The sequence below is a fragment of the Parablautia sp. Marseille-Q6255 genome (genome assembly GCF_951230155.1).
Classification (GTDB): domain Bacteria; phylum Bacillota; class Clostridia; order Lachnospirales; family Lachnospiraceae; genus Choladousia.
In genome coordinates this window covers 75,090-98,015 of record NZ_CATNVD010000009.1, presented here as the reverse complement: position 1 = coordinate 98,015, position 22,926 = coordinate 75,090, and the positions used below count along the sequence as shown (strand labels likewise).

Here is a 22,926-nt window from a genome sequence, read left to right as displayed (position 1 = left end):
CTGTGCGCTTCCGACCCTAATCGGCTCTCAGGGATTCTGTTTCTGTTTCTGCCTGTGCTTTTGTCTGCGCCTGCGTCCCGGTATCCGTCTGTGCACCGTCTGTCTCACTGTCTGAGTCCTTCCGTTTGCCGGCTATGAAAACGCTGGTCGGACCATCTGCCCCGCCGATCACAGAAATGCTCTCGTCATCCATATAAATATTCGCAGTATTGTCCGAACTGTCGATCAGCGTTCCAACCAGCGCATTTCCTTCTTCATCATAATACAGCGCCCAGTCAAGCAGCTCCAGAAGCTCCAGAACCTTCTCCTGCGAAGAAGCATAATCCTTGATATTGATCCCGTCATGCAGCTCGGCAAACTGCTGTACACTGTATGATTCATTGATCTGGACGGTTTCTTCCTCCTGTGTCTCTGCCGGATAAGAAAAGATCACTTCGTCTACATTGTCGATGAGGGCAAGCAATACCGCTGCAGCCTCGTCCAGATTCTCGTACTGATATGTCGAGATCTCGTCCTCCTCATCCGGTCCTTCCTCCAGATTCAGGATCAGCCGGTACGGCTCCTCCTGCGTCTCCAGCTCCTGCGTGAACGCAGTATCCGGCAGGTAAGGCGAAAGCGCATCTAACAATGCCCCATTTGCCGACGCATCTCCCACATACGGATTGCGCAGCGCAAAGAGTTCTCCGGCAAGCTCCTCAAGTGAAACATCCAGCGTCCGGTACAGGTACGTCTCATATGCCTCGTCCTCCCCGGTCCCTGTTTCCAGTTCTTCTGTCTCCGTCTCCAGGGCCTTCTTCGTCTGCGCCACCACCGTCTTTGGCTCTTCTGTCTCTGTCTCCAGAGCCTTTTTCGTCTGCGCCACCACCGTCTCCGGCTCTTGTGTCTCTGCCTCCAGGGCCTTCTTCGTCTGCGTTACCACCGTCTTTGGCTCTTCTGTCTCTGTCTCCGTCTCCAGCTCCTGTGCCTGCGAGCCAAGCACCGCGCCATTTGACAGCAGGATTGTACCAATGCCAAATGCCCCCGCAAAAAGCAGCGCCTGCACCGCTCTATTTTGCTTTTTATAATTCAAAATCTGAGAAATCCTGTCCTTCATGTCGTTTTTCCCCCTGTTCTCTCCAAATGCCAGCGGCGTAAAGGCAAAACGCGGTCTTCTCACTGACATTTGCAGCAATACTTCACAATAGTCTTCCTTTTTTTCTGATCCAAGTCTTCTGATCACCTTTTCATCGCAGTAGCGCTCCAGCTCGTTTTGAAAGGTCTCATATAGCATCCACAGCAAAATATTAAACCAGTGCAGTCCGAGAATGCCATATGCAAGCGGCTTCCATATCTGATCGTGGTGCCTGATATGTTCCTGCTCATGGCACAAAATATACCTTCTCTGCTCCTCATTAAGCCCCAAAGTCAGATAGATCCTGGGCCGGAAAATCCCCACTACACAGGATGAGCGGATAGTATCCACCTCATAGACGCCCTCTCCTGCCTTCATCGCAAACCGGAGTCTCTTCCGAATCCTGACTGCGTCCCAGATCCCGTATCCCCAGAATACCAGGACACCGGCAAGCCACAGCATCGCCAGATACGGCTTGCACGCGCGCAGCCAGCCTCCATTCAGATAAACCGCCACATGATCCAGATACAGCCTTTGCAGAAAATCCGGGTGTTTCTTTGGACCCTCCTGCATACTGTCCCCGGCGCGATCCGCACAGGCAGCCTTTCCTGCACTGCGCTCCTCTCCCGGCTGATCCGGCGCCGCATTGTGCCGCTGCGGCAGACGGCTGCTTTTCTCTGCCGCGGCCTGCCCGAAATCTCCGGCTCCCGAAGCACTGCTTACCGGATCCATACCTGCATCCGACCTTACCGTTTTATTTTCAGATACATCCTGGGCGCTTTGCAATACAGGCGCAGTAAACGGACACACGAGCCGCAGAGCAACCACTGCCCAGAGCAGAAAACCCACACGCCGCGAGCAGGGAAGATACCGGAGTATCAGACATAACAGAGCTGCAAAAAGTCCTGCCACCGTGCCATAAAAGCTCATCTGTAAAATCACATCAAACAGATTCTCCAGCATCTTTGCTCCTCTCCCGGCTCTCATCGATCAGCCGCTGTATCTGGGATGCCTCCTCCTCGCTTAGTCCTCTGCACTTTGTAAATGCTGCAATAAATGCAGGCAGCGACCCATCAAACGTATCCTCTACAAACTTCTCGCTTTGCTTTCCCTGAAATTCATCCTCAGTGATCAGTACCGTCACCAGACCATTCTCTGTCTGAAAAATATTTCTCTGGCACAGTCTCTTCAACATCGTATACGTTGTAGTCCGCTTCCAGTCAAATTCGCGCTGGCAGAGCTTTACCAGCTCTCCTGTCGTGATCGGCGCCTCTCTCCAGATCAGTGATGCAAAACGCGATTCCATCACACCAAGCACGTAATCCTGCATAAAAATCACCCCCCTGCCGACTGCTGTCGCCTGTCCTTCCTGATTGTTTCCCGTTGAAATCATGCATGCTTTCTGTCTAATAATATTAGACAGAATTAGTCTATCATGATTAGACACGTTTGTCAATGAGCTCGGACAAACTCTTTTCGGCATTCTTTTCGCAAACAGGACATAGAAAAACCTCCGACAGGCTCCCTTCCCCATAATGGTGGAAAATCCTGTCGGAGGCTTTCTTTTTTATGCGTTGATTACAGCTTTATTTTTTCAGACGGATCACATTCCAGGATGCTTTCGCAAGATGGCTCGTCATGATATCGCCTTCCATCGTGCTTCTGGAAACAGTCTTCGGAGCTACAAGCTCCCCGCCAGCGCTGTTGCACAGCTTCATATCGTTGCTTTCCAGCACAATATGCTCTGCTACATGGTATCCGCCAAGGCTCCTCAGATCCGTTGTCAGCTCGCTGTCCTCCTCAATGTTTCGATTTACTGCGAAGATTGTGATCGTATCCTCTTCTTCATTCCATACGACAACACTCTCTACATCTGTTACATTCTCATGCTCCTTCGTATCGTGTACCGGCGTATCCAGGATCGGCTGCAGTACTGTACCTCTGCCGTATCTGGATGCATGCATATACGGGTAGAAAATCGTCTGCTTCCACGCTTTTCCGCCGCCCTGCTCTGTCATGATCGGAGCGATAACATTGACAAGCTGCGCCAGGCAGGCCATTTTCACACGGTCCGCATGTTTCAGAAGCGTGATCAGCATCAGTCCGACAAGCAGCGCGTCCTCAAAATTGTACACATCCTCCAGAAGAGGCGGCGCTACCTGCCACGGATGATTTGTCATAATATCGTCATCTGCTTCGTTGGAATGGAACCATACATTCCATTCATCAAAGCTTAAATTGATATTCTTTTTGCTGCGTTTTTTTGCTTTTACGAAATCACAGGTCGCAATGACAGAACGGATGAAATCATCCATATCATCCGAAAGAGCCAGGAAATCTGCCGTATCGTTATTTCTGTTTCCGTAATACTGGTGCAAAGAAATATAGTCCACATGGTCATACGCGTGACTCAGCGTTGTAGCCTCCCAGTCCGGGAAGGTCGGCATCTCGCGGTTAGAGCTGCCGCACGCAACAATCTCGATCCCCGGATCGATCAGCTTCATCGCCTTTGCTGTCTCCTCTGCCAGACGTCCGTATTCCTCCATGGTCTTGTGGCCAAGCTGCCATGGGCCATCCATCTCATTGCCAATGCACCACACCTTAATATTGTGCGGATCCTTTACGCCGTGGCTGATCCGCATATCGCTGTATTTCGTTCCGCCCGGATGGTTGCAGTATTCCAGAAGATTGCAGGCGTCTGCGATCCCTCTTGTACCGAGGTTGACTGCCATCATGACATCCGTATCCGCCTTCTTCGCCCATCTGGAAAACTCATTCAGCCCGATCTCATTCTTTTCCAGGCTTCTCCACGCAAGCTCCAGCCTTGCAGGACGCTGATCCACCGGACCTACGCTGTCCTCCCAGACAAAGCTTGAAACAAAATTTCCTCCCGGATAACGCACGATCGGTACGCCAAGCTCTTTTACCATATCAATCACATCTGTGCGGAACCCTTCTTCATCAGAAAGCGGATTACCCGGCTGATAAATCCCATCGTATACTGCCCTGCCAAGGTGCTCAATAAAAGAGCCGTAGATTCTTTCGTCTACCCTGGATACTTTAAACGCCTTATCAATGATCATTCTCGACTTTTTCATAAACGTTCCTCCAACTATTTTATTCTGATTTTCCTTTTTTAACTCACACCAATTTCTATCACGGATACACTGTGCGGCGGAAGCACAACCTCCATTCCACGCTCATACATTCCAAGCCCGGTCTGCGTCACTGAGACTCCCTGATGGCCCACATCATTGTACGCTTCTGTACTGTCTCCATTTAATGTATGGATCCGCACAGCGCCTCTGGCCTCCAGTTCCAGACAGATGCTTATACTCTTTTCGCTGGCTTTATTCACCGCAGCCACTGCACAGCCGGTTTTATCACTAAACGAAGTGACCACTGTATCGATTAATTCCACCGCGACCGCTTCGCCGGACTTTGCCGTCACTGTTTCCTCCGGTACCTCCTCCGCCCAGCAGTCATGCACCACATCGCCGAGCAGATTTACGTACAGGTCAAAGACGTAGTACGTAGAGCGCAGCACGATCCCCTCAGGATACGTATAAATACATCCTCTCGTATTAACGATCGGTGCAAAATTCGCCATACCCACGATATCACAGTTTCTGTTCAGCTCATTTAAGAAGCATGCTGTAAATACCGCGTCAGCCATGGTGTATTTTGTGTTGTCATCATTTTTGTCGCGCGGATACAGATATTCTTCCTTCGTCACTCCCTGACGGATCGTATGCACATTCGGATGGTACCAGCCGCGCAGATTCCACTCATCAAATGCGATCCTGATCTTCTTGTCCAGCTTCATAGCCGTCAAAAGCCCGCGCACCTCGTCAATCGAGTGGCCGATCTGGTCTGTGTATGCTATCACCTGCTCATACGACGCGTAATCGTTTGTCTGATGGATCCCGTCCCAGTATTCATGGATAGAGATCCAGTCAAGAAAATCTCCGCAATTTTCCAGAAGACCGATATTCCAGTGAAGGTCGGTGAGCGCCGCCGCGGTCAGCTCAGTCTGCGGATCGACATGCTTGATCATTTTCGCAGATTCCTTTACAAGCCGCGCCCATTCCGGCGCACACTTAGCTCCTATCTCCCATGAACCGTAATTCTCATTTCCGATGCTCCAGTATTTTACCGCATACGGCTGTTCATGGCCGTTCGCGATCCGCCATCTCGCATACTGTCCTTCGCATGGGAGGTTGCAGTATTCTACCCAGTCGCTCATCTCCTCCGGCGTTCCCGTACCCGCATTTGTGCAGATATACGGCTCACAGCCGATCTTGCGGCACATGTCAATATACTCGTCTGTACCGAAGGTATTCGGATCCTCGACCCTCCATGCCTTGTCAAACAGCGGAGTACGCGTTTCTCCTACCGCATCCTTCCAATGATAGGAAGACACAAAACAGCCGCCCGGCCAGCGCAGGATCGGAACCTGTATACGCCGCATCGCTTCCAGCACGTCTGTACGAAGCCCTGCCTCGTCAGAAAGCGGATTCCCGGGATCGTACACGCCTCCGTAGATCTGGCGGTGAAAATGTTCAATAAAATGACCGTAGATCATCTTGCTGCGCGTACCGGTCACACGCCCTCTGTCCATATGTAATTTCATAGCAGTATCCTCCCTGAATCTGTACGCATGAATCGCTCACATCAGCCCTTTACTCCGCCTGCCGTCATACCCTCAATAAAGTATCTCTGGAAGCATACAAACAGGACAAGGATCGGAATGATCGCAAAACAGGAGCCTGCGATCAGGATATCATAGTTATTTCCATATGGGGACAGAAGGCTCTGCAGTCCGACCGGAAGCGTAATCTTGTCAATATCATTGATCACGATCATCGGCCAGAGGAAATTGTTCCAGCTCGACATACCCTGGTAGATCCCCATAGCTGCAAAGGACGGTTTCATCAGGGGCATGATGATCCTTGCAAAGATGCCGTATTCCGAACATCCGTCTACTCTGGCAGCCTCCACAAACTCCTTCGAGATCCCCGACAGATACTGCCGGAAGAAAAAGATCAGCATCGGCACTACCATATACGGCAGGATCACACCCCACATACTGTTCGTAAGCCCCATGCCGGAGATCAGACGATACAGCGGGAGGAGGATTACCTCCGTAGGAACCATCATTACAAGCAGAACGCATACAAAGATCGCATTCTTAAACTTAAACTCATACATCGCAAAGCCATAGCCGACACAGGCGCTCAGCAAAAGAGCCAGCGTCACCTGCACAACTGTGATCACAAGACTGTTGCGGTACCACACAAAGTAGTTATTCTGGCCGCTGAACAGCATCTGATATTCATGCAGATTCGCGTTTGCCCAGTCAATCGAAAAATTCAGTCCATAGCGCATAAGGTCTGAGCCTGGACGCAGGGAAGAAACTGCCAGCAGCGCAAGAGGCAGGAGCGTGATCACTGCGACTGCTATGAAAAAGACCATCAGCAAAACCGATATTACATTATTTTTCCGTTTCATCAGCGCTCCTCCTTCTTAAAGAATCCATTCACGATGAGCTGAACTGCATTGATCAGCAGGACGATCACCAGGAAGATCACACCGATCGCGCTGGCAATACCGATCTGGTTCTGTTCAAAGCCCATGCGGTAAAGCATACCGACAAGTGTCGTACCGACATTGTTCGGTGATTTATTTCCATTAAAGAGGATAAACGACTCAGAGAACATTGCCATGCCGCCGAAAATAGAGATCGTCAGCACATAAACGGTCGTCGGCTTCAGCAGAGGAAGCGTCACATAGCGGAACTTCTGCAGAGAGTTCGCGCCATCCACCGTAGCAGACTCATACAGATCCTCCGGAATCTGCTGCAGACCAGACAGATAATACATCATATTGACACCCGTCCAACGCCACAGGCAGATCAAAAACAGCGCCAGCCACACAGTGCCCGGCTTTCGCAGCCAGATGATCGGCTCCATGCCAAACTGTGCGATAAGCTGATTCATAAAAGATCCTTCCAGCTCGCCAAACATCAGGCGAAATACCACGCCGACTACGACAACAGAGGTCAGCGCCGGGATAAACAGGATGCTGCGGAACGTTGTCTTCAGACGCATCTGGCGGCTGTTGAGCATGATCGCCAGTACCATCGGGATCGGGATCATCAGTGCGCAGGAGACAATCGTATAAAAAATGCTGTTCTTTAAGCTCTTGATAAATACAGTGTTCGTAAGAATCTTATAGTTTTCCAGCCCATTAAAAGTAGTATTCGGTCCCGCCACGTGCTGAAAGCTCATAATGACCATGCTGACGATCGAATACGCAAAAAACAGTAAAAACGTAATAACAAATGGAGCAATAAATACATAAGGAGCTACCTTCTGCGAATACAAAAACTTCTTAAAAAGGCTTTTCTTCTTTTTCATTTCGCTCCTCCTTCCCTCGTTCTTCCTTCTGTCCTTCTGACAGGAAAGGGGCGCCGCTATCCTCGACGCCCCTTACTGTTATGGCTGTCTCAGCCAGTATTACCTTTTCTGTTTAGTAGATGATAGAGTCCTGCTCTGCCTGCAGCAGCTCCATCGCATCCTGGTCAAAGGACATCTCAAACGCATTTGAGTATGTCGTAGATACAAGCGTGCTGTATGTTGCAGAATATGCTCCTGAGATATCCGGCGCTGTCAGATCTGTGCCGTTCTCTTTGAGGATATCAAACGGGTTTGTTGTAAAGTAGTTTAAGAATTTGTTGTCCGGATCCTCTGTGATCGCCGGATCCTCCCAAAGCTCTGTACGGATCGGGTCAAATCCAAGATTTTCCCACTCGTAGGTACAGCCTTCCTTGGAAAGCTTTGCAAATGCAAGGAACTCTTTTGCGAGCTCTTCGTTCTCTGTGCCCTTGATTACAGATGTACCTGTACCACCCTGCAGAACCTCACGTGTGTCGCCCTCGTTCCATACCGGGATCGGGTAGATCGCCATCTTGCCTTCGAGGTCTGCACAGTAATCTGTGAATCTGCCCATATACCACAGCGGCATTGCCAGAGAAGCTACTCCGCCGTCGTTAAGATGTGCGTACCACTCTTCTGAATGGAAATATCCTGCCGGAGCCACCTCACATACGCCGAGATTGATCATCTCTCTGATATAATCAATAACCTCTGCATGCTCCTCTGTCGCAATATTCGGATTGCCCTCTTCGTCTACATATTGAACGCCTTTTTCAAGGAGCATCAGCTGCGGAAGGAAAAGGTCAGCAGTCTCTACTGCACACATCGGCTTGCCTGTCTTCTCAAGGACAACCTTACCTGCCTCTACATAGTCATCCCATGTCACGATCGTTGCCGGGTCAATGCCTGCTTCATTCATAATGTCCATGTTGTAGTAGCATACGGATGCGCCGAGGTGGAAGTCCACGCCATACCAGTTTCCTTCATTATCTCCGTACATCTCTACACGGGACATAACCACATCATCCTTATACGGCTCTACTGCGTCATTGATCGGAACCAGATAACCATCTTTTAAGAAAGCGCCATAATATCCAATCTCAATGTCTGCCATATCCGGCGCACCGGAGCCTGCCTGACATGCAACAAGAAGCTTGCTGTGCAGCGAATGAGATTCTCCGATCGTTACCGTAAGGTTGATCGGTTTATCCGGATTCTTTTCATTCCAGAGATCTGCCATAGACGTCCAGAACCCTACATGCTGATCCTGGAAGGTCCAGAAAGACATCTCTGTCCCGCCATCTACAAAAGTATTCGTTCCCTGTGTGGAGCCCTCCTCTGCCAAAGCAGCGATCCCCGTCGACATTACCATAGATGCAGCCAGACCAGCCGCTACGATACCTCTGGTTAATTTTTTCTTCATCTGAAATTCTCCTTTCCGATTACAGTCTTTTTATTTTCCTCCCGGAAGGTTAACGTTAACTTGTAATTTAAGATTAACGTTATTTCTCTAATTTGTCAAGTATATTTTTCTATTTTTTCGTTTTTTTAACGGTTTAATTGTTTTAATTTTCTATATAATTTATTCTTTTTGTCATTTTGCACATGTTTTTTCGTTTCTTTTTGTGTATATTTTCCTTTTCGTCTATTCAAATCACTCATAAAAAATGCTATAATAAGAGCATATGAAATATCAGAAAAACGAGGAATCATTTATGAATACAAAGACAACACGAGTGACACTGAAAGTCATCGCGGAACACTGCGGATATTCTGTCAATACGGTATCCCGCGCACTGCGCGGAGATAAAAAGCTTCCGGCACAGACAATCGAAAAAATCCAAAATGTCGCGCAAAAGCTTGGCTATATCCGCAATAACCTTGCTTCCGGACTGCGCTCCGGTCACAGCAATATCATCGCGATCATTGTCGACGATATTTTAAATCACCATTACTCTCTCCTGATCTCACAGATGGATCAGCTTCTGAAAGAACTCGGATACGAGGTCATGGTCCTTATTACCAATCTGAGAGATGATCTTGTCCTCCATATGATCAATGTCGCGATCTCCAATTCCGTAGACGGCATTCTGTTTTTTCCGTATACGACGAATGCCGCTCCGACCCGTCTGATCCGCCAGCACAATATCCCGTTCGTACTGGTGGACCGTGAGATCAGCCATATAGAATCCGATCTTGTCTGCTGCAACGACTATGCCGGTGGATATCTTGCCGGGAGCGAGCTGTGCCGTCTTGGGCACCGCCGGTTTCTCTATGTCCCAGGACCTGAAAAAAACGGTTCCCAGATCCAGCGTGACCGCGGTTTCCGGACTGCCCTTGCAGAGCACGGGATAGGGGATGACTGTATCCGTACCGTCACTTCTGTAGATCAATTTCCGATCTGTGCGGATTACCAGGAAATTATCGAGTTGCTCTCACCAATTGATTACACAGCAATCTTTGTTTTCAATGATCAGACCGCCTACGTGATCCTTAATACCCTGCGCATGGCAAATTTTCGTGTGCCGGAAGATATCTCGGTTATCGGCTTCGACCGCCTTCGCCAGGGGCTTCCGTACCTTCCGCCTCTAAGCAGTATCGCATGCAGCTCGACCATGGACATTGCACGCGAGGCTGTCCATGCGCTTCAGGCACGGATAGAAAATCCTTCTCTTCCCTACCAGAGAAAAATCCTTGAGGTTGCCTTTTATCCTGACGGAACCTCCGGGGCAGCGCCGCAGACCCCCGCTCTGCCCTGAGCATTGCAAACAAAAAAGTATGCCCCAAACAGTCCGCACCTGGTCGCAATCATCTCCGACCTGCACCAAAAAACTGTTCTGGCATACTTTTTATCTGTTTCTCTCTGTCAAAATCCGCAACTGTAGCTTTTCATATTTACAGCCGTTCAGCCTTAAGCTCTTTAATATATTCCACAGACAGGGAGGTCGCCTCCGCAATCTGTTCGGGCTTCATCCCCATCTCAAGAAGCTTTTGCGCAGTTTCCGTCCTGCCGCACTGGATTCCTTTCTCTATCCCTTTCTCTATCCCCTTCGCCTCTACATAATCGCTGTAATTACACATAATCCCCATCTCCTTTCCAAAATCTGTCTGCATCGGTATATGAAACTGCCGTTCCAGGATATCCCGTTTTTCTTCTGCACACTTTTCAACAGAAAAAAGTACATTCAGCATCTTCAGAAATTTATCCCCGGAAGGCTTTTTTTCATTTAACGCCACTATTACGACCACCAGCTTATCATATGCCTCCGGCAGATCCGGGATTCCCGGCACGAGATCCTTTTTTGCCATCTCATATACCGACACTGCATTTCCAATAAAAGCCGGCGCTTCCATACAGATCCAAATAGAAAATACCTTTTTCAGATCATCATAGCCTGGCGGAGTAAATTCTCTTCCAAGCTGTGCAGAGAGCATCCTTGCATCGTAAAAAATCCCCCTCGTCACAATCTGATATCCCGGGTAAAAAGCCTTCTGCGCCTCTACATTCACGATTACCCTGACCTTTTCTCTGCAAAGAGGAACATATGCCAGAAAACGGATATCATAATAGATCACGCCCTCCTCGGGAATGCTGCTTTCATTTGGCAGTCCGTCGATTTCCTCTCTTCCGGAAAAGCTTACTGGAATACTGCCAATCTCCGGCTCTTCCTCAATGCAATCCATAACTGCTTCAATGGAAAGTGCCGAAAATTCTTTTGTCGTATACTTCAGGATCCACGCAAGAATCACCTTCTGACTGAGCACCTTCTTGCACTGTGCATCACAACGCGTTTTTGATCCCTGGAGCGAAATACCGTTCGAGAGTTCATTATTCATGTATTTCTCCTTTTATTATAAGAATGTTCCTGTTGCCTTGCAAGAAAAAGATAGTGAAAAATTTGAGATGAAAAGTTTTGGAAAAGCTTCAGAAATATATTGTGTACGCAATAAAATGATCTGTTCCAGATACGCCGAAACCAGAATAAAACGGAAATGATTATATGCTATTCCATATATTGTTTTTATATCACATATTGGTTATATTGTCAATGGCACGCTCTGATAATCAGATAAGGCTGTCGTGAAACCATCTGTCTCAGCAGATAGTCCCACAACAGCCTGAACCCGCCTTTCAATCCACACCCTCTTTTACCCAAGATAAGCCCGGATCAGTCCAAACGTATTCTCTGCGCCTTTGCGGTGCGACCGCTCATATCCGTGTGATGCATAAACGCCCGGTCCAATCAGACCATGCCGTATATCATATCCTGCCCGAAGAGCCACATCGACGTCAGAACCATAATACGGATATACGTCCACTGCATAGGACAGCCCTGCCTCCTTTGCCGCCTGCACCAGACCGGAAACAACACGGTAATCATACGGTCCTGTACTGTCCTTTGCACAAATAGAGACCATCGTCTCATCACAGGAAAGTCCTTCGCCAACGCATCCCATATCAACGGAGATCATCTCTGTGACCCCTTCCGGAATAGCCGCCGCACCTCCGTGACCGACTTCTTCATATGTAGTAAACATCGCATATATACGGCGCTTCGGCAATATCCCCTGCTCTTTTAAATATTTTGCGTACCCGAGAATAATGCAGGAGCTGAATTTATCATCCAGGAACCTGCTCTTGATATATCCGCTTTTTGTCACAACCGTGCGGGGATCAAAGCAGACAAAATCTCCCGCCATAATACCGAGTTTCTCCACATCTTCTCTGGTAGAAACCAGCTCGTCCAGAAGAGCCTCCATGCTGTCGTAGGTTCGTTTTTCCTCACTGTAGCTGCCATTTACATGCACTGATGCATCCGTAAGCTGGAAGGTTGCGTCATAAATATTTCCTTCCCGGGTATAAACGCGGCAGTTTTCCGCCTCTGTATTATTTGGATTAAGCCCTCCGATATTGGTAAGCTTCAGTCTCCCATTCTCTTTTATCTGCGTGACCATTGCACCGAGCGTATCAATATGTGCTGCCAGCAATACTGCATCCTGCGCATCTTCTCCGCCCAGATCCACCAGGACAGCCCCCTTGACTGTCATCTGAGGCTGATACCCCAGGTTCTCCAGCTCCTTATAAAGAAACTGTGCCGCATTATGCGTAAACCCTGATGGACTTGGCACTGCCAGAAGCTTCTGTGTCATTTTCATAATATAATCCATGTAATCCATATTCTTCTCCTCCAAACTCCAGTCATACAAAAAATGTCCCGCCATGCAGGCCGCAGATCGCCCTGACGGGCTTTCCGCTGCTGCGCACCCTCCGCCCGATCAATCGGCTCAGGCTGAAACCTCCGTTTTTCTGCATGGCTGGACTGTTGTATCACATGCTTTTTCGTTCTGCGATCTCTGCCATTTTTGCAGTATTCAGACGCGTATCTCCATGAACACGGCTGTAGGAAAGATAGCCGTTCATGCGATCGATCTTGGTCAGATTTCTGGAACCGCATTTCGGGCATACGTCCATTTCCAGCTCCTGGTGACCGCAGTCATCACAGTAGGCAAGGGAAAGGTTCACGCCTTCATAATAGCCAAGCGCCATTGCACGGCGGATCAGGCTCTTGATCGCCTCGATATTGTAGTCTATCGGATAACGCACATACTGGATCTTACCGCCATTGCAAAGCTCCCAGAAACGCCCCTCGAGGTCCTGCTTCTCGATCGGAGTCAGATCCTCTGTCACATGGCAGTGGAAGCTATTGCTCACATACGGACGATCCGAGACATTCTCAATGATCCCGTACTTCTTGCGGAACTGCTCTACCTGCAGACCGCACAAACTCTCCGCCGGCGTGCCGTAGATCGCATAAAGCCATCCATCCTCCCGTTTGAATCCATTTACTTTATCATTAATGTACTGCAGTACCTCCAGCGCAAACTGGCCGTCCTCAGCGATAGACTTGCCGTTATACAGCTGCTGAAGCTCATTGAGCGCGGTGATCCCAAAGGAAGCGGTCATTGGCTTTAGAAGCGGCTTGATCTTATCCTGCGGCTTTAAATGTCCGCCATAAAATCCGCCTTCACAGTACGCGAGCGGATTTGTAGACGCACGCATCTCGCCAAGATATTCATAGGTGCGGATATGCAGCTTGCGGATCATCTCGAGATAATAGTCCAGCACTTCATAAAAATCGCGGCTCTCTGCACGGGATTTTGCCAGGATCATAGGCAGATGGAGGCTGACCGCGCCGACGTTAAATCTTCCGACAAATACCGGTACATCGTTCTCATCTGCGGGATCCATACCTCCCCGCTCATACCACGGACTGAGGAATGCGCGGCAGCCCATGGGGCTGATGACCTTTCCATATTTCTTATACATACTGGAAATATAGCCTTCTCCTGTCATAGACAGCCAGTCAGGATACATCGTCTTTGCAGAGCATGCGACGCCCGCTTCAAACACATCCTCACATGCGCCGCCCGGACAGTGGAGTTTCTCATCGTAGAGAAAAACAATCTTCGGAAACAGTACCGGCTTTTTATTCCCTTTCTTTCCCTGTCCTCCCTTATGCACCTCAAGAAGAGAGATCGAGATCATCCGGGAAAACTCATCCGTGCCAAGTCCAAGTGTCACTGTGACAAACGGATAGTCCCCGCGTGAGGAGCCGACTGTATTCAGCTTGTACTCAATGCCCTGCCAGCCCTGGTCGCAATCGCGGCGCACCTTATTTCTGGCATACTGGAGCGCCTTCTCCTGCGCTCCCTCCCAGGAGGGGTCTGCATACTCCATAAACTCCTCGCGGTATTTGATAAAGCTCTTCTGCGCATACGGCGCGAGGATCTTATCTACCTCCGGTACGGTAAAGCCGCCATACTGCTGCGCAGCAGTGCTCAGGATAATGTCTCCCATGACATCAAACGCCGTATCCAGCGTCTTCGGCTCATTGTACCAGACATTTCCCATCTCAAAACCGTCCCTGAGTACAGAACCGACATCAAACAGACAGCAGTTCATCGTGTCCAGACGCGCCGACTGATCATGGATATAAATATACCCGTCCTTACATGCCTGCAGCTCATCGCGCGTCATAAAGAACTTGCGGTAAAGCTCCTTGTTCAGCTCATTAAAGATCAGGCTTCTCTTTGTCGCCACGAGCGCGCTGTCCGTATTTGCATTGCTCTTATCCCCGATATAACGGATAGACTGGCTCTTTGTATAGACATCATCCATCATGTGGATAAAGTCAAGCTTATAATTACGGTAATCACGATAGCTCTTTGCAACTGCCGGATTGACTGCCTCAAGCGCTCCCTCGACGATATTGTGCATCTCCTGGATCGTGATGCCCTCTTTGTGAAGGGACTCTGCCTTTTCCTTTGCAAAATCACACAGAAACTGCAGCTCTTCCTCTGTAAACTTATACAAAATACGCGCTGCTGATTTGTTGACAGCAACAATGATCTTCTGAACATTGAACGCTTCCTTTGTTCCGTCTTTTTTGATTACATACATCTCGCATTACTCCTCTTTTGAAACTGAAACCAGTATTGATCTATATATTGTTTTTTGAGTATACCTCAAATCCAACATCTTGTAAAGAAGATATTTCACTGCCGCTCTTTCCTGACCCGTCCGCCGCTTTGGAAAAGGGCTTTTCTGCCTTATCTTGCCGGATCAAGGATATTCGCAGTGGAAAAATACGTGCTGTAATTTCCCGGATAATTTTCAAACACGTAGCCTGTCACTGTGCGCCTCGTCTGCCGCAGGTATTCCTCATTTACTTCAAGATGGTCTCCGTCTGACCAGATACCGACCAGATACCGGAACCCTTCGTTGATCAGAAGCTGCGCCTTCTCTGTCGTATAGTCTACCTCAGAGCCGTACGGATACAGCAGGGTATCACATTCTCCCAGCAGACTGCCAACAACAGTCTCCCACTTTGTGATATCTTCCTGAAGCGTTTCATAGGACATATCTCCCAGATACTGATAGCTGTAGCCCTGTGAGGCAAATGTCCAGCCATCTGCGCGCAGCTTTTCAGCGATCTGTTTTACCGTATCCTGATTCGCCTCATAATCCGCCGCCTTTCCTTCCTCCACCTGATATCCAAACACTCCGTTTGATCCGGATACGGAGATAATGCCGCGTGCATTCTGGAAGGAAAAATCCGGATGCTCATCAATAAACTGCTCCAACACCGGCACAACATCGTATGCGCCGATCAGGTCATGCCCACCGTCATCGGTGTAACGCGCTGCGACCTCTCCATTCTCATCCAGCTCGAGCCGCGTTGCCACGCCATCGCCATTTCGCACCGCGCTGTAGTCCAGATTCTCTATGGACAGGATCAGCGGTTTTTTGCCTTCCGGGATCTTCGGCAGCTTTGCGCTCATTGTCACACGCTGCCCTGCCTCATCCTCCTGCGCCAGAGAATGAATGTCGATCAGGATATAGCCGCTTTCATAGAGCGTATTCAAAATATTGGTAAACTCCTCCAGTGTGATCATATTCTGCTGATATACCGGGGCATACTCATCGCCGTCGAAGGCAAGCTTCATATCAACGACCAGATTGGTAAAGCAAAGATGTCCGATCGCTCCCTCATACTCATACATGCTCTCCTGCGCACGCTGATACTCGGCGATCGCCTCGAGGGCGCGCTCATCCTCCTTTAGCTCCTCCGAGGACTGCAGCGTAGCGATCGCCTCCTCATAATGATACTCCTGCGCCTGCTTTTGCGCCTGTTTCAGCACCTTCTCCTTACCTTTTTCTACCGCTTCCTCCGATTCCCTCTGCTCACGCTCCGCCTTCATCTTGGGCGTCTCGACCGGTTCATTATTTTCGTATTTATTCAGCGTCCCGATACACTCTGCGACCTGATAGTTCAGTACCTTTCTTGAGCATCCGCTGCCAAGCAGCACTGCTGCAAGAGAAAACATCAACAAAATCTTCTTATTTCTGCCAGACATACTGTTCCCCTTTTCCTGTCAATCATATACTCCATTTACCCTATTTTAGCAAAGGCCATAAAAATATACAAGCGTATGCGCCCGCGGCTCCACCGTCTTTACCAGCTCGGCACCAGCCGCACCGTCAGCGGCTCCCTGTCATCGTACGTTTCCAGATGGATCTGCGTCCCTTCCTCCAGCGGCAGATGATAAAACTCTGTCTGCAGCACATTCAGATAAACGGTGACCAGGCTCCTCTGATCCCTTTCCAGTTTTACGCCCACACTGCGGAACTCTCCGCCTGCCTGCTCCTCAACTACAAGATCATATACGCCCTGTGCAATATCCGCTCCGACGACCATGCCGTCCTCCAGCGTCACTTCCTCCAGATCCTGCGGCTCCCTCTTTTCCATCAGTCCGGAAGCAATCCCCTTCATCCACACAGTCTCATCGCAGTCTTCCACATAAATCACAGCCCCATCCGAAAACTCTATTTCTTCTGAGACTTCATAGCTGGTGACCTCATCCGTAAACTCCGAATAATCCTTCTGCGTCTGCAGCGAATACAAAGATACCCAGTCACTGTCTCCATCCTCCTGGTTCCAGCTTACCCAGGCAGTCCCCTCCTCACAGGAAAACTGATACCGGCCTGCCGGGATCTCATACCCCACTACATAAAGCCCGCACCTTAGCTCCGTCTCATAGTAGCCATCCTCCTGTTCATTCCAGTCGATCGCCTGTGGCCGCAGCTTATCCGGCTCCTGTACAAGACTGTTATCCGCTGAGTCCTCCCGGATCCAATCAGAGCCGGACGGATCCGGCCACTGTGTCAGTGCCGACAGTATTGCCCCAAGAATCTGGACGACAAAAACAACCAGAAAAACTCCCAGCACGATCCTGACCGTCCGGTTTTTCTTTTTTACCGTCCCCGCCTGGCGCCTCTTTTCCTGCTTTTTTGCTGTCCGGATCTTTTCCTCTTTCGCATCGGGATCTTCATTTAAAGACCTCTGTGCCAAAGCTGTATGCTCATCCCGGACTTTATTCAGATTCTCTTCACATCCGCCCTCGTGCAGTACCATTCCCTGTTCATTGTGCGTGTTCAGACGATATCTTCTGTCATTTTTTGTATTATCCAGACCGCATTCCGTACATCTGCCGTCTTCCAGCCTGCCCCCACATAACGTACATCGCTTCATAGCCGCCTCCATCCCGTTTGTCACTTTCTTTTTCATGGTCATTTCTTTTTCACAATCCCCAATACAGTAATCCTAACACAGTTCTTTCCGTCCGGTAAAGAATTTTTGCACTTATTTCGCCAAATTAACAGTTGTAACTTCGCTTCATTCTGGTATAATCAATACTTATATTAAAAATATACGGGAGGATTTCTGAAATGGACCATCTGATCATACCAGAAGGGTATGAATCTGCCCTTTCGCTTTACGACACTCAGATAGCAATAAAAACAGTCAAGGACTTTTTCCAGCAGACGCTCGCATCACAGCTTAATCTGCTGCGTGTTTCTTCTCCGCTTTTCGTTGATCCGAACTCCGGACTCAATGATAATCTAAACGGTGTGGAGCGTCCCGTCAAATTCGGCATCCGCGAGCAAAATGATGCAGAAGCTGAAATTGTACACTCGCTGGCGAAATGGAAGCGATACGCACTGAAAGAATACGGTTTTTCCCACGGAGAAGGACTGTATACCGACATGAATGCGATCCGCCGGGATGAGGAAACCGATAATATCCACTCCATTTATGTAGACCAGTGGGATTGGGAGAAAATCATCAGCAAAAACGAACGAAACCTCGATACGCTGAAAAAGGTGGTCCGCTCTGTATATAAGGCTCTGAAAAAAACAGAGGTATATATGTCGATCCAGTATGATTACATAGGAGAGGTACTCCCCAGGGAGATCTTTTTCATCACTTCACAGGAGCTGGAGGATCTCTATCCCGGTCTCTCTCCCAAAGAGCGCGAATATGCGATCACAAAGGAAAAGGGCGCTGTCTGCATTATGCAGATCGGAGGACTTCTGGCTTCCGGCCAGAAGCATGACGGGCGCGCGCCGGATTACGATGACTGGACATTAAATGCAGATATCCTCGTCTACTATCCGGTACTTGACATTGCTCTGGAGCTTTCCTCCATGGGCATCCGTGTTGATGAAATGGCGCTGATGCATCAGCTGCGCGCGGCAGACTGTGTCGAACGTGCAGAGCTGCCTTTCCAGAAAGCAATTCTGGACCGGGAGCTTCCCTACACGATCGGCGGCGGGATCGGACAGTCCCGCATCTGTATGTTCTACCTGCGCAAAGCACACATCGGAGAGGTCCAGTGCTCCCTGTGGCCGCAGGAGATCCGTGAGGAAGCAGCCAGCCATGGGATCATGCTCCTGTGACGATCCTGCAAAAAACGGGAAACGAGCCTGCTATAGAAATGGAGAGATCTCTTAAACAGAAATCTCTCCATCAAATACGGTTGTTGCCGGTCCCGTCATATACACAGTATTTTTCTCTCTGTCCCAACAGATCCCAAGATCACCTCCGCGAAGCTTCACTGTGACCTCATCTTCCGTCCATCCATTCAAAATACATGCGACTGCCACTGCACATGCTCCTGTCCCACACGCCCAGGTCTCACCGGAGCCGCGCTCCCACACGCGCATCTGCACCGTCTGCCGGTCGATCACCCGGATAAATTCTGTATTGACCCGATCCGGAAATGCCGGATGGTTCTCAAAATGCGGGCCGATCGCTTCAATCTCCAGTCCGTCTACATCGTCAACACAGACTACACAGTGCGGATTTCCCATCGAAACACATGTCGCTGCGTACATCTCCCCATTTACTGCAAGCTTCTGCGAAACAAGGCGGGACGTTTCCGACATTGCGTCCGGGGAAGCAAAGCAGGATACATCTGCCGGGATCCCTGCTGCCTCCAGCACCGGCCTTCCCATATCTACTCTGACCAGACATACTTTTCCGGCAGCATCGACTGTCAGATCAAGCTGTTTCACTCCACTGCCGGTCGCGACACGGATCTGTGTCTGATCCGTCAGACCGTAATCATACACGTATTTCGCGACACAGCGAATACCATTTCCGCACATTGCCCCCCGCGAGCCGTCTGCATTATACATCTCCATCTCAAAATCCGCGATCTGCGATGGCCGGATAAGGATCAGTCCGTCCGACCCTATTCCGAAATGCCGGTCGCTGACCCTTCTTGCCAGCTCTGGCGGATCACTGACCTGCTCCGAAAAGCAATTGACATATACATAATCATTTCCAATCCCGTGCATCTTGGTAAATTTCATCTTTCTCTCCTCATCCGGCTTTTTCTGTCTCCGTCTCCCTCGGCTTGATCGTATAGAGCACTGTATTTGAGCTGCGGAATACCGTATCAGAGGATCCCATCTGGTTGACCACGATCTTGTGGAAACCTGGATCGATCTGATCCTTTGCCACCATCAGAAGCCGCGGTGTTACATACTTTGTCTTAAGCTTCTTTCCATCGACAAATACCCTGCTCCATTTTGTGTAATTATTCCCCCATATATAGTAGTAATTCTTTTCTTCCTCAATCTTGCGGATCGTCACATCCTGCGTACCCATGACAATCTCTGTGGCAGGATACGGATCGCCGCCATCATATACGTAATGGTCTCCGTAAAGAATATCATACTGCAGCAGCTCCATATCCTTCTGATATTCTTCCTCTGTAGTATAGGCGTCCCGCTTCTGGTGGAACGTAAACATCGTGCCATTGTGGATACCGAGATCCTCCGTCATATCTGCGAGCAGCTGGTAGGATCTCATATCCTTATCTTCCTTTTCCATTCCGAAATTGTTCCACGTGATGTACTGTGTTTTAAACAGGCTTCCCGTCTCCATATCCTCCTCGGTAAGACCCATCGTAGGAAGATGGTCGCCAAACATCACTACCATCGTCTTTTCATCGCGCTCAGAAAGCATTGTGATCAGATCTGCGATAAACTCGTCTACCTCATGGAGCTGATTTACATAATATTCCCATGCATAACGCCAGCCCTCATCCTCAGGTCCGGTTACCGTAATATCAGGATTATGGATCACCGGCTCATGCGGGTAATCTCCGTGCGCCTCGACCGTGATCGTATACACAAAATCCGGCTGATCCGGTGTATAGTCAAGTGACTTTTCCACCTCTCCCACCAGAATATCATCCGTTGGCCATGTCCCAAGCGGTGTATAATCATGGATATCCATCAGTTCCTTGCTGGTAAACGTATCAAAGCCCATCATCGAGAATGCATTCTTGCGGCTGTAAAAATTACCTCCGTTATTGTGAACTGCATGCGCGCCATAGCCCAGTGTTTTCAGGTCTGACGCAATACTCTCGCAGTTTGTCTTTTTCAGTACCGTCTTGTACGGATATTCTCCCAGACCAAAAAACTGCATCCCCATGCCGGTCAGCACTTCGAACTCCGTATTTGCCGTACCCGCTCCGACTACCGGCACCTCCAGGTAACCGGATGTATAATTATCGTACAGATAATGGAAGGTTGGGATCGGATCCTGATCTGTCTCTAAAAACCGGATCAGCCCCGGGTCAACAAAAGATTCCAGAAGAACACAGATAATATTAGGATACTCATCGTCCACTCCCTCTGTCTCTCCCGGAATCTTTTCATCTACCGCAATATCCGATTTTTCCATCTGTGCGGCTGACGCTCCCACACGCTCCGCTCCCGTCTCTCCTGTTTCTTCTGTCACAGCTTCTGACTGCACGGCCGGCGCTTCTGTTCCCTGCTGCGCCGCCGATGTCCCGGCTTCCTGCTGTACCGTCAGTGTCTCAGATTCCTGCTGTGCTGCCTTGCCTGTCTGTTTTTCGGACTCCTGCTGCACATCTGTGTCTGCGGATCCAGTCAGCACATGATCCTGCTGTTCCAGGACCGCGGTATCCTTGTCACCTAGCTTTGCCATAACCGCATCGACAGATTCCTGCGAATATTCCTCCGGCGTACTCATCCCACGGTCGATCACGCTGGAAGAAAAGCTGTAGACAAATCCGTAGTCCTTATAGCCCTGTGCCAGATTCTCAAAATAGGAGGTCAGGATGTGATTGCTTACCGCTGCATTTGTCACGTTCGGAAGCATCATCACAACTGCCAGGATCATCGCAAAGCTCAGTGCATAATTGAGTTTTCCCTGGAATTTCGGTCCTTTGAACCAAAATACCACAAGCAGGATCACAACGAGCGCTACGCCTCCGATCACCAGCATCGCCTCTGTATCCGTAAAGTAGTTACTTTCCATCATGAACAGGTCGCCGACCATCTTAATATCGGTAAAACTAAACGGCGAAACCCGCTTTGCAAGAATACATCCGTTGACCGTTCCGAGGAATATCCAGAATGCACAGATGATCGTACGGAGCACCGCCCTCCTGCGCACGATATATACCAGCATCAGAGAGGAAAATACGATCAGCGAATTATAAAGAAATACAAGGTTCCGATCTATCATGAAAGAGCATGCTTCCAGGAAAGAATGTCTGGAAATCCACTCGATCAGAAAGCAGACGCCGCATGCAAGCAGCGCATGAAAAATCAGAGAATACTTGTTCAGTATCGTGACCAGACGCCCCGGCTCCTTATGTACCTTTTCTTTTTGCTCCCTTTTTGCCCTTTTTATTTCCATTTTTTCTTCACGACTTTTCATCTTCTTCATCTTCATCATAATTCCTACCCCCGCGCCTGCCACTCCCCCTGCGCAGACCCTTTTATATATGTAAAGTACAGTAAAATTCATTTGACAGATTAATCTAAAACCTGCCAAAAGTCAACTGCCTTCCTAAAAAATTAAGATTTATTTATGCTGTTTTACATTTCTTTAAGAATTTCTCTGCAAAAAGCGCATAATTTTTTGCTGGATTCTTTTTCTGTTGTATGTTAGTTTATAAACAGAGAAATAGAAGGGATTCCTTATTATATGAAAAAATTACTATGTATAACACTTCTGGCATTATTGTTTTTGTCAGGTTGTCAGAAAAATCCAACCAAAATCGCGTCTGCACAGCTGTTTATCATGGACGGTGAGACGACCGCTGCCGGAGTTGCTCCCGGAGACGGGCCGGAGGAATTTATCAGCGCCTACAAGGACTATGAAATACAGGCGGCATACCTGGATCAGGCATCCAGCTATCTTGTGATGTCGATCGACGAGATCCCCTACGAGGACCGTATCTCTACTCTGATCGCCACACTGTTCATTGATGGAGAGCCCGTCTCAGAAGAAGCATTCTGCGAGGAAAATGACGTTACGCTCGCCCAGCTTCCCGATCTGATCAGCTCCCGCTCCTATCTGCGCAGACATGATGTGATCTACCGCTATCTGGATTTTAAATGGGAGGATAATGTTATTACCGATATTTACTCCGGAGAATTGAATTATAATGAAACATACGAAGCGCCGCATATCTACTAGTAGCACA

At 49.0% G+C, this 22,926-nt stretch carries 17 protein-coding genes; 3 read left to right on the top strand and 14 right to left on the bottom strand.

Features of this window, described 5'->3' with window-relative positions; genetic code table 11:
- Positions 1–16 precede the first annotated feature (16 nt).
- The 7 genes from QOX44_RS08250 to QOX44_RS08220 form a co-directional block, all read right to left on the bottom strand.
- Complete coding sequence (locus QOX44_RS08250; RefSeq protein ID WP_283682578.1) at positions 17–2,074, bottom strand: M56 family metallopeptidase; 2,058 nt, start codon at positions 2,072–2,074, stop codon at positions 17–19.
- Positions 2,055–2,504: a BlaI/MecI/CopY family transcriptional regulator gene (locus tag QOX44_RS08245; RefSeq protein WP_331488355.1), complete on the bottom strand. Its 450-nt coding sequence runs from the start codon at positions 2,502–2,504 to the stop codon at positions 2,055–2,057. The genes QOX44_RS08250 and QOX44_RS08245 overlap by 20 nt, the downstream gene beginning before the upstream one ends.
- A gap of 193 nt (positions 2,505–2,697) precedes the next feature.
- Positions 2,698–4,209, bottom strand: a complete 1,512-nt coding sequence (arfA, locus tag QOX44_RS08240; RefSeq protein WP_283682577.1) for an arabinosylfuranosidase ArfA — start codon at positions 4,207–4,209, stop codon at positions 2,698–2,700.
- Positions 4,210–4,247: 38 nt separating this feature from the next.
- Positions 4,248–5,744 carry an alpha-L-arabinofuranosidase C-terminal domain-containing protein gene (locus tag QOX44_RS08235; protein WP_283682576.1) on the bottom strand — a complete coding sequence of 499 codons (1,497 nt, stop codon included), beginning with the start codon at positions 5,742–5,744 and terminating at the stop codon, positions 4,248–4,250.
- A gap of 41 nt (positions 5,745–5,785) precedes the next feature.
- A complete protein-coding gene (locus QOX44_RS08230) occupies positions 5,786–6,622 on the bottom strand; it encodes a carbohydrate ABC transporter permease (protein WP_283682574.1) in 837 nt (278 codons plus the stop codon).
- Positions 6,622–7,530 (bottom strand): carbohydrate ABC transporter permease, encoded by a 909-nt coding sequence (locus QOX44_RS08225; protein ID WP_283682573.1) that lies wholly within the window; start codon positions 7,528–7,530, stop codon positions 6,622–6,624. The genes QOX44_RS08230 and QOX44_RS08225 overlap by 1 nt, the downstream gene beginning before the upstream one ends.
- 112 nt (positions 7,531–7,642) lie before the next feature.
- A complete protein-coding gene (locus QOX44_RS08220) occupies positions 7,643–8,971 on the bottom strand; it encodes an ABC transporter substrate-binding protein (protein WP_283682572.1) in 1,329 nt (442 codons plus the stop codon).
- A 292-nt stretch (positions 8,972–9,263) separates the two neighbouring features.
- On the opposite strand from QOX44_RS08220, the gene QOX44_RS08215 reads away from it, so the two are divergent.
- Positions 9,264–10,307, top strand: coding sequence for a LacI family DNA-binding transcriptional regulator (locus QOX44_RS08215; protein WP_283682570.1), 1,044 nt, complete (start codon positions 9,264–9,266; stop codon positions 10,305–10,307).
- 136 nt (positions 10,308–10,443) lie between these two features.
- Here QOX44_RS08215 and QOX44_RS08210 read toward each other — a convergent pair whose 3' ends face one another.
- The 5 genes from QOX44_RS08210 to QOX44_RS08190 all read right to left on the bottom strand — a co-directional run bounded on the left by QOX44_RS08210 (position 10,444) and on the right by QOX44_RS08190 (position 17,678).
- Entirely contained in the window at positions 10,444–11,385 is a 942-nt protein-coding gene (locus tag QOX44_RS08210; protein WP_283682569.1) for a hypothetical protein, read from the bottom strand.
- 312 nt (positions 11,386–11,697) lie between these two features.
- On the bottom strand, positions 11,698–12,726 hold the full coding sequence (locus QOX44_RS08205) for a M42 family metallopeptidase (RefSeq protein ID WP_283682568.1): 1,029 nt from the start codon (positions 12,724–12,726) through the stop codon (positions 11,698–11,700).
- 151 nt (positions 12,727–12,877) lie between these two features.
- Positions 12,878–15,010, bottom strand: coding sequence for an anaerobic ribonucleoside-triphosphate reductase (nrdD, locus tag QOX44_RS08200; RefSeq protein ID WP_283682567.1), 2,133 nt, complete (start codon positions 15,008–15,010; stop codon positions 12,878–12,880).
- A gap of 149 nt (positions 15,011–15,159) precedes the next feature.
- Positions 15,160–16,467, bottom strand: coding sequence for a polysaccharide deacetylase family protein (locus tag QOX44_RS08195; RefSeq protein WP_283682565.1), 1,308 nt, complete (start codon positions 16,465–16,467; stop codon positions 15,160–15,162).
- A 98-nt stretch (positions 16,468–16,565) separates the two neighbouring features.
- The gene (locus QOX44_RS08190) at positions 16,566–17,678 is read right to left on the bottom strand and encodes a hypothetical protein (RefSeq protein ID WP_283682564.1); all 1,113 of its coding nucleotides are present in this window, start codon (positions 17,676–17,678) and stop codon (positions 16,566–16,568) included.
- Between the two features lie 161 nt (positions 17,679–17,839).
- On the opposite strand from QOX44_RS08190, the gene asnA reads away from it, so the two are divergent.
- Positions 17,840–18,850, top strand: a complete 1,011-nt coding sequence (gene asnA, locus QOX44_RS08185) for an aspartate--ammonia ligase (RefSeq protein WP_283682563.1) — start codon at positions 17,840–17,842, stop codon at positions 18,848–18,850.
- 51 nt (positions 18,851–18,901) lie between these two features.
- On the opposite strand, the gene dapF is transcribed toward asnA, so the two are convergent.
- Together dapF and QOX44_RS08175 are read right to left on the bottom strand one after the other, a co-directional pair.
- On the bottom strand, positions 18,902–19,768 hold the full coding sequence (gene dapF, locus QOX44_RS08180; RefSeq protein WP_283682562.1) for a diaminopimelate epimerase: 867 nt from the start codon (positions 19,766–19,768) through the stop codon (positions 18,902–18,904).
- A gap of 10 nt (positions 19,769–19,778) precedes the next feature.
- Positions 19,779–22,172, bottom strand: a complete 2,394-nt coding sequence (locus tag QOX44_RS08175; protein WP_283682561.1) for an LTA synthase family protein — start codon at positions 22,170–22,172, stop codon at positions 19,779–19,781.
- 252 nt (positions 22,173–22,424) lie between these two features.
- Between QOX44_RS08175 and QOX44_RS08170 the strand changes: the two genes are divergently transcribed.
- Positions 22,425–22,919: a hypothetical protein gene (locus tag QOX44_RS08170; RefSeq protein WP_283682560.1), complete on the top strand. Its 495-nt coding sequence runs from the start codon at positions 22,425–22,427 to the stop codon at positions 22,917–22,919.
- The last annotated feature ends 7 nt before the right edge of the window (positions 22,920–22,926 follow it).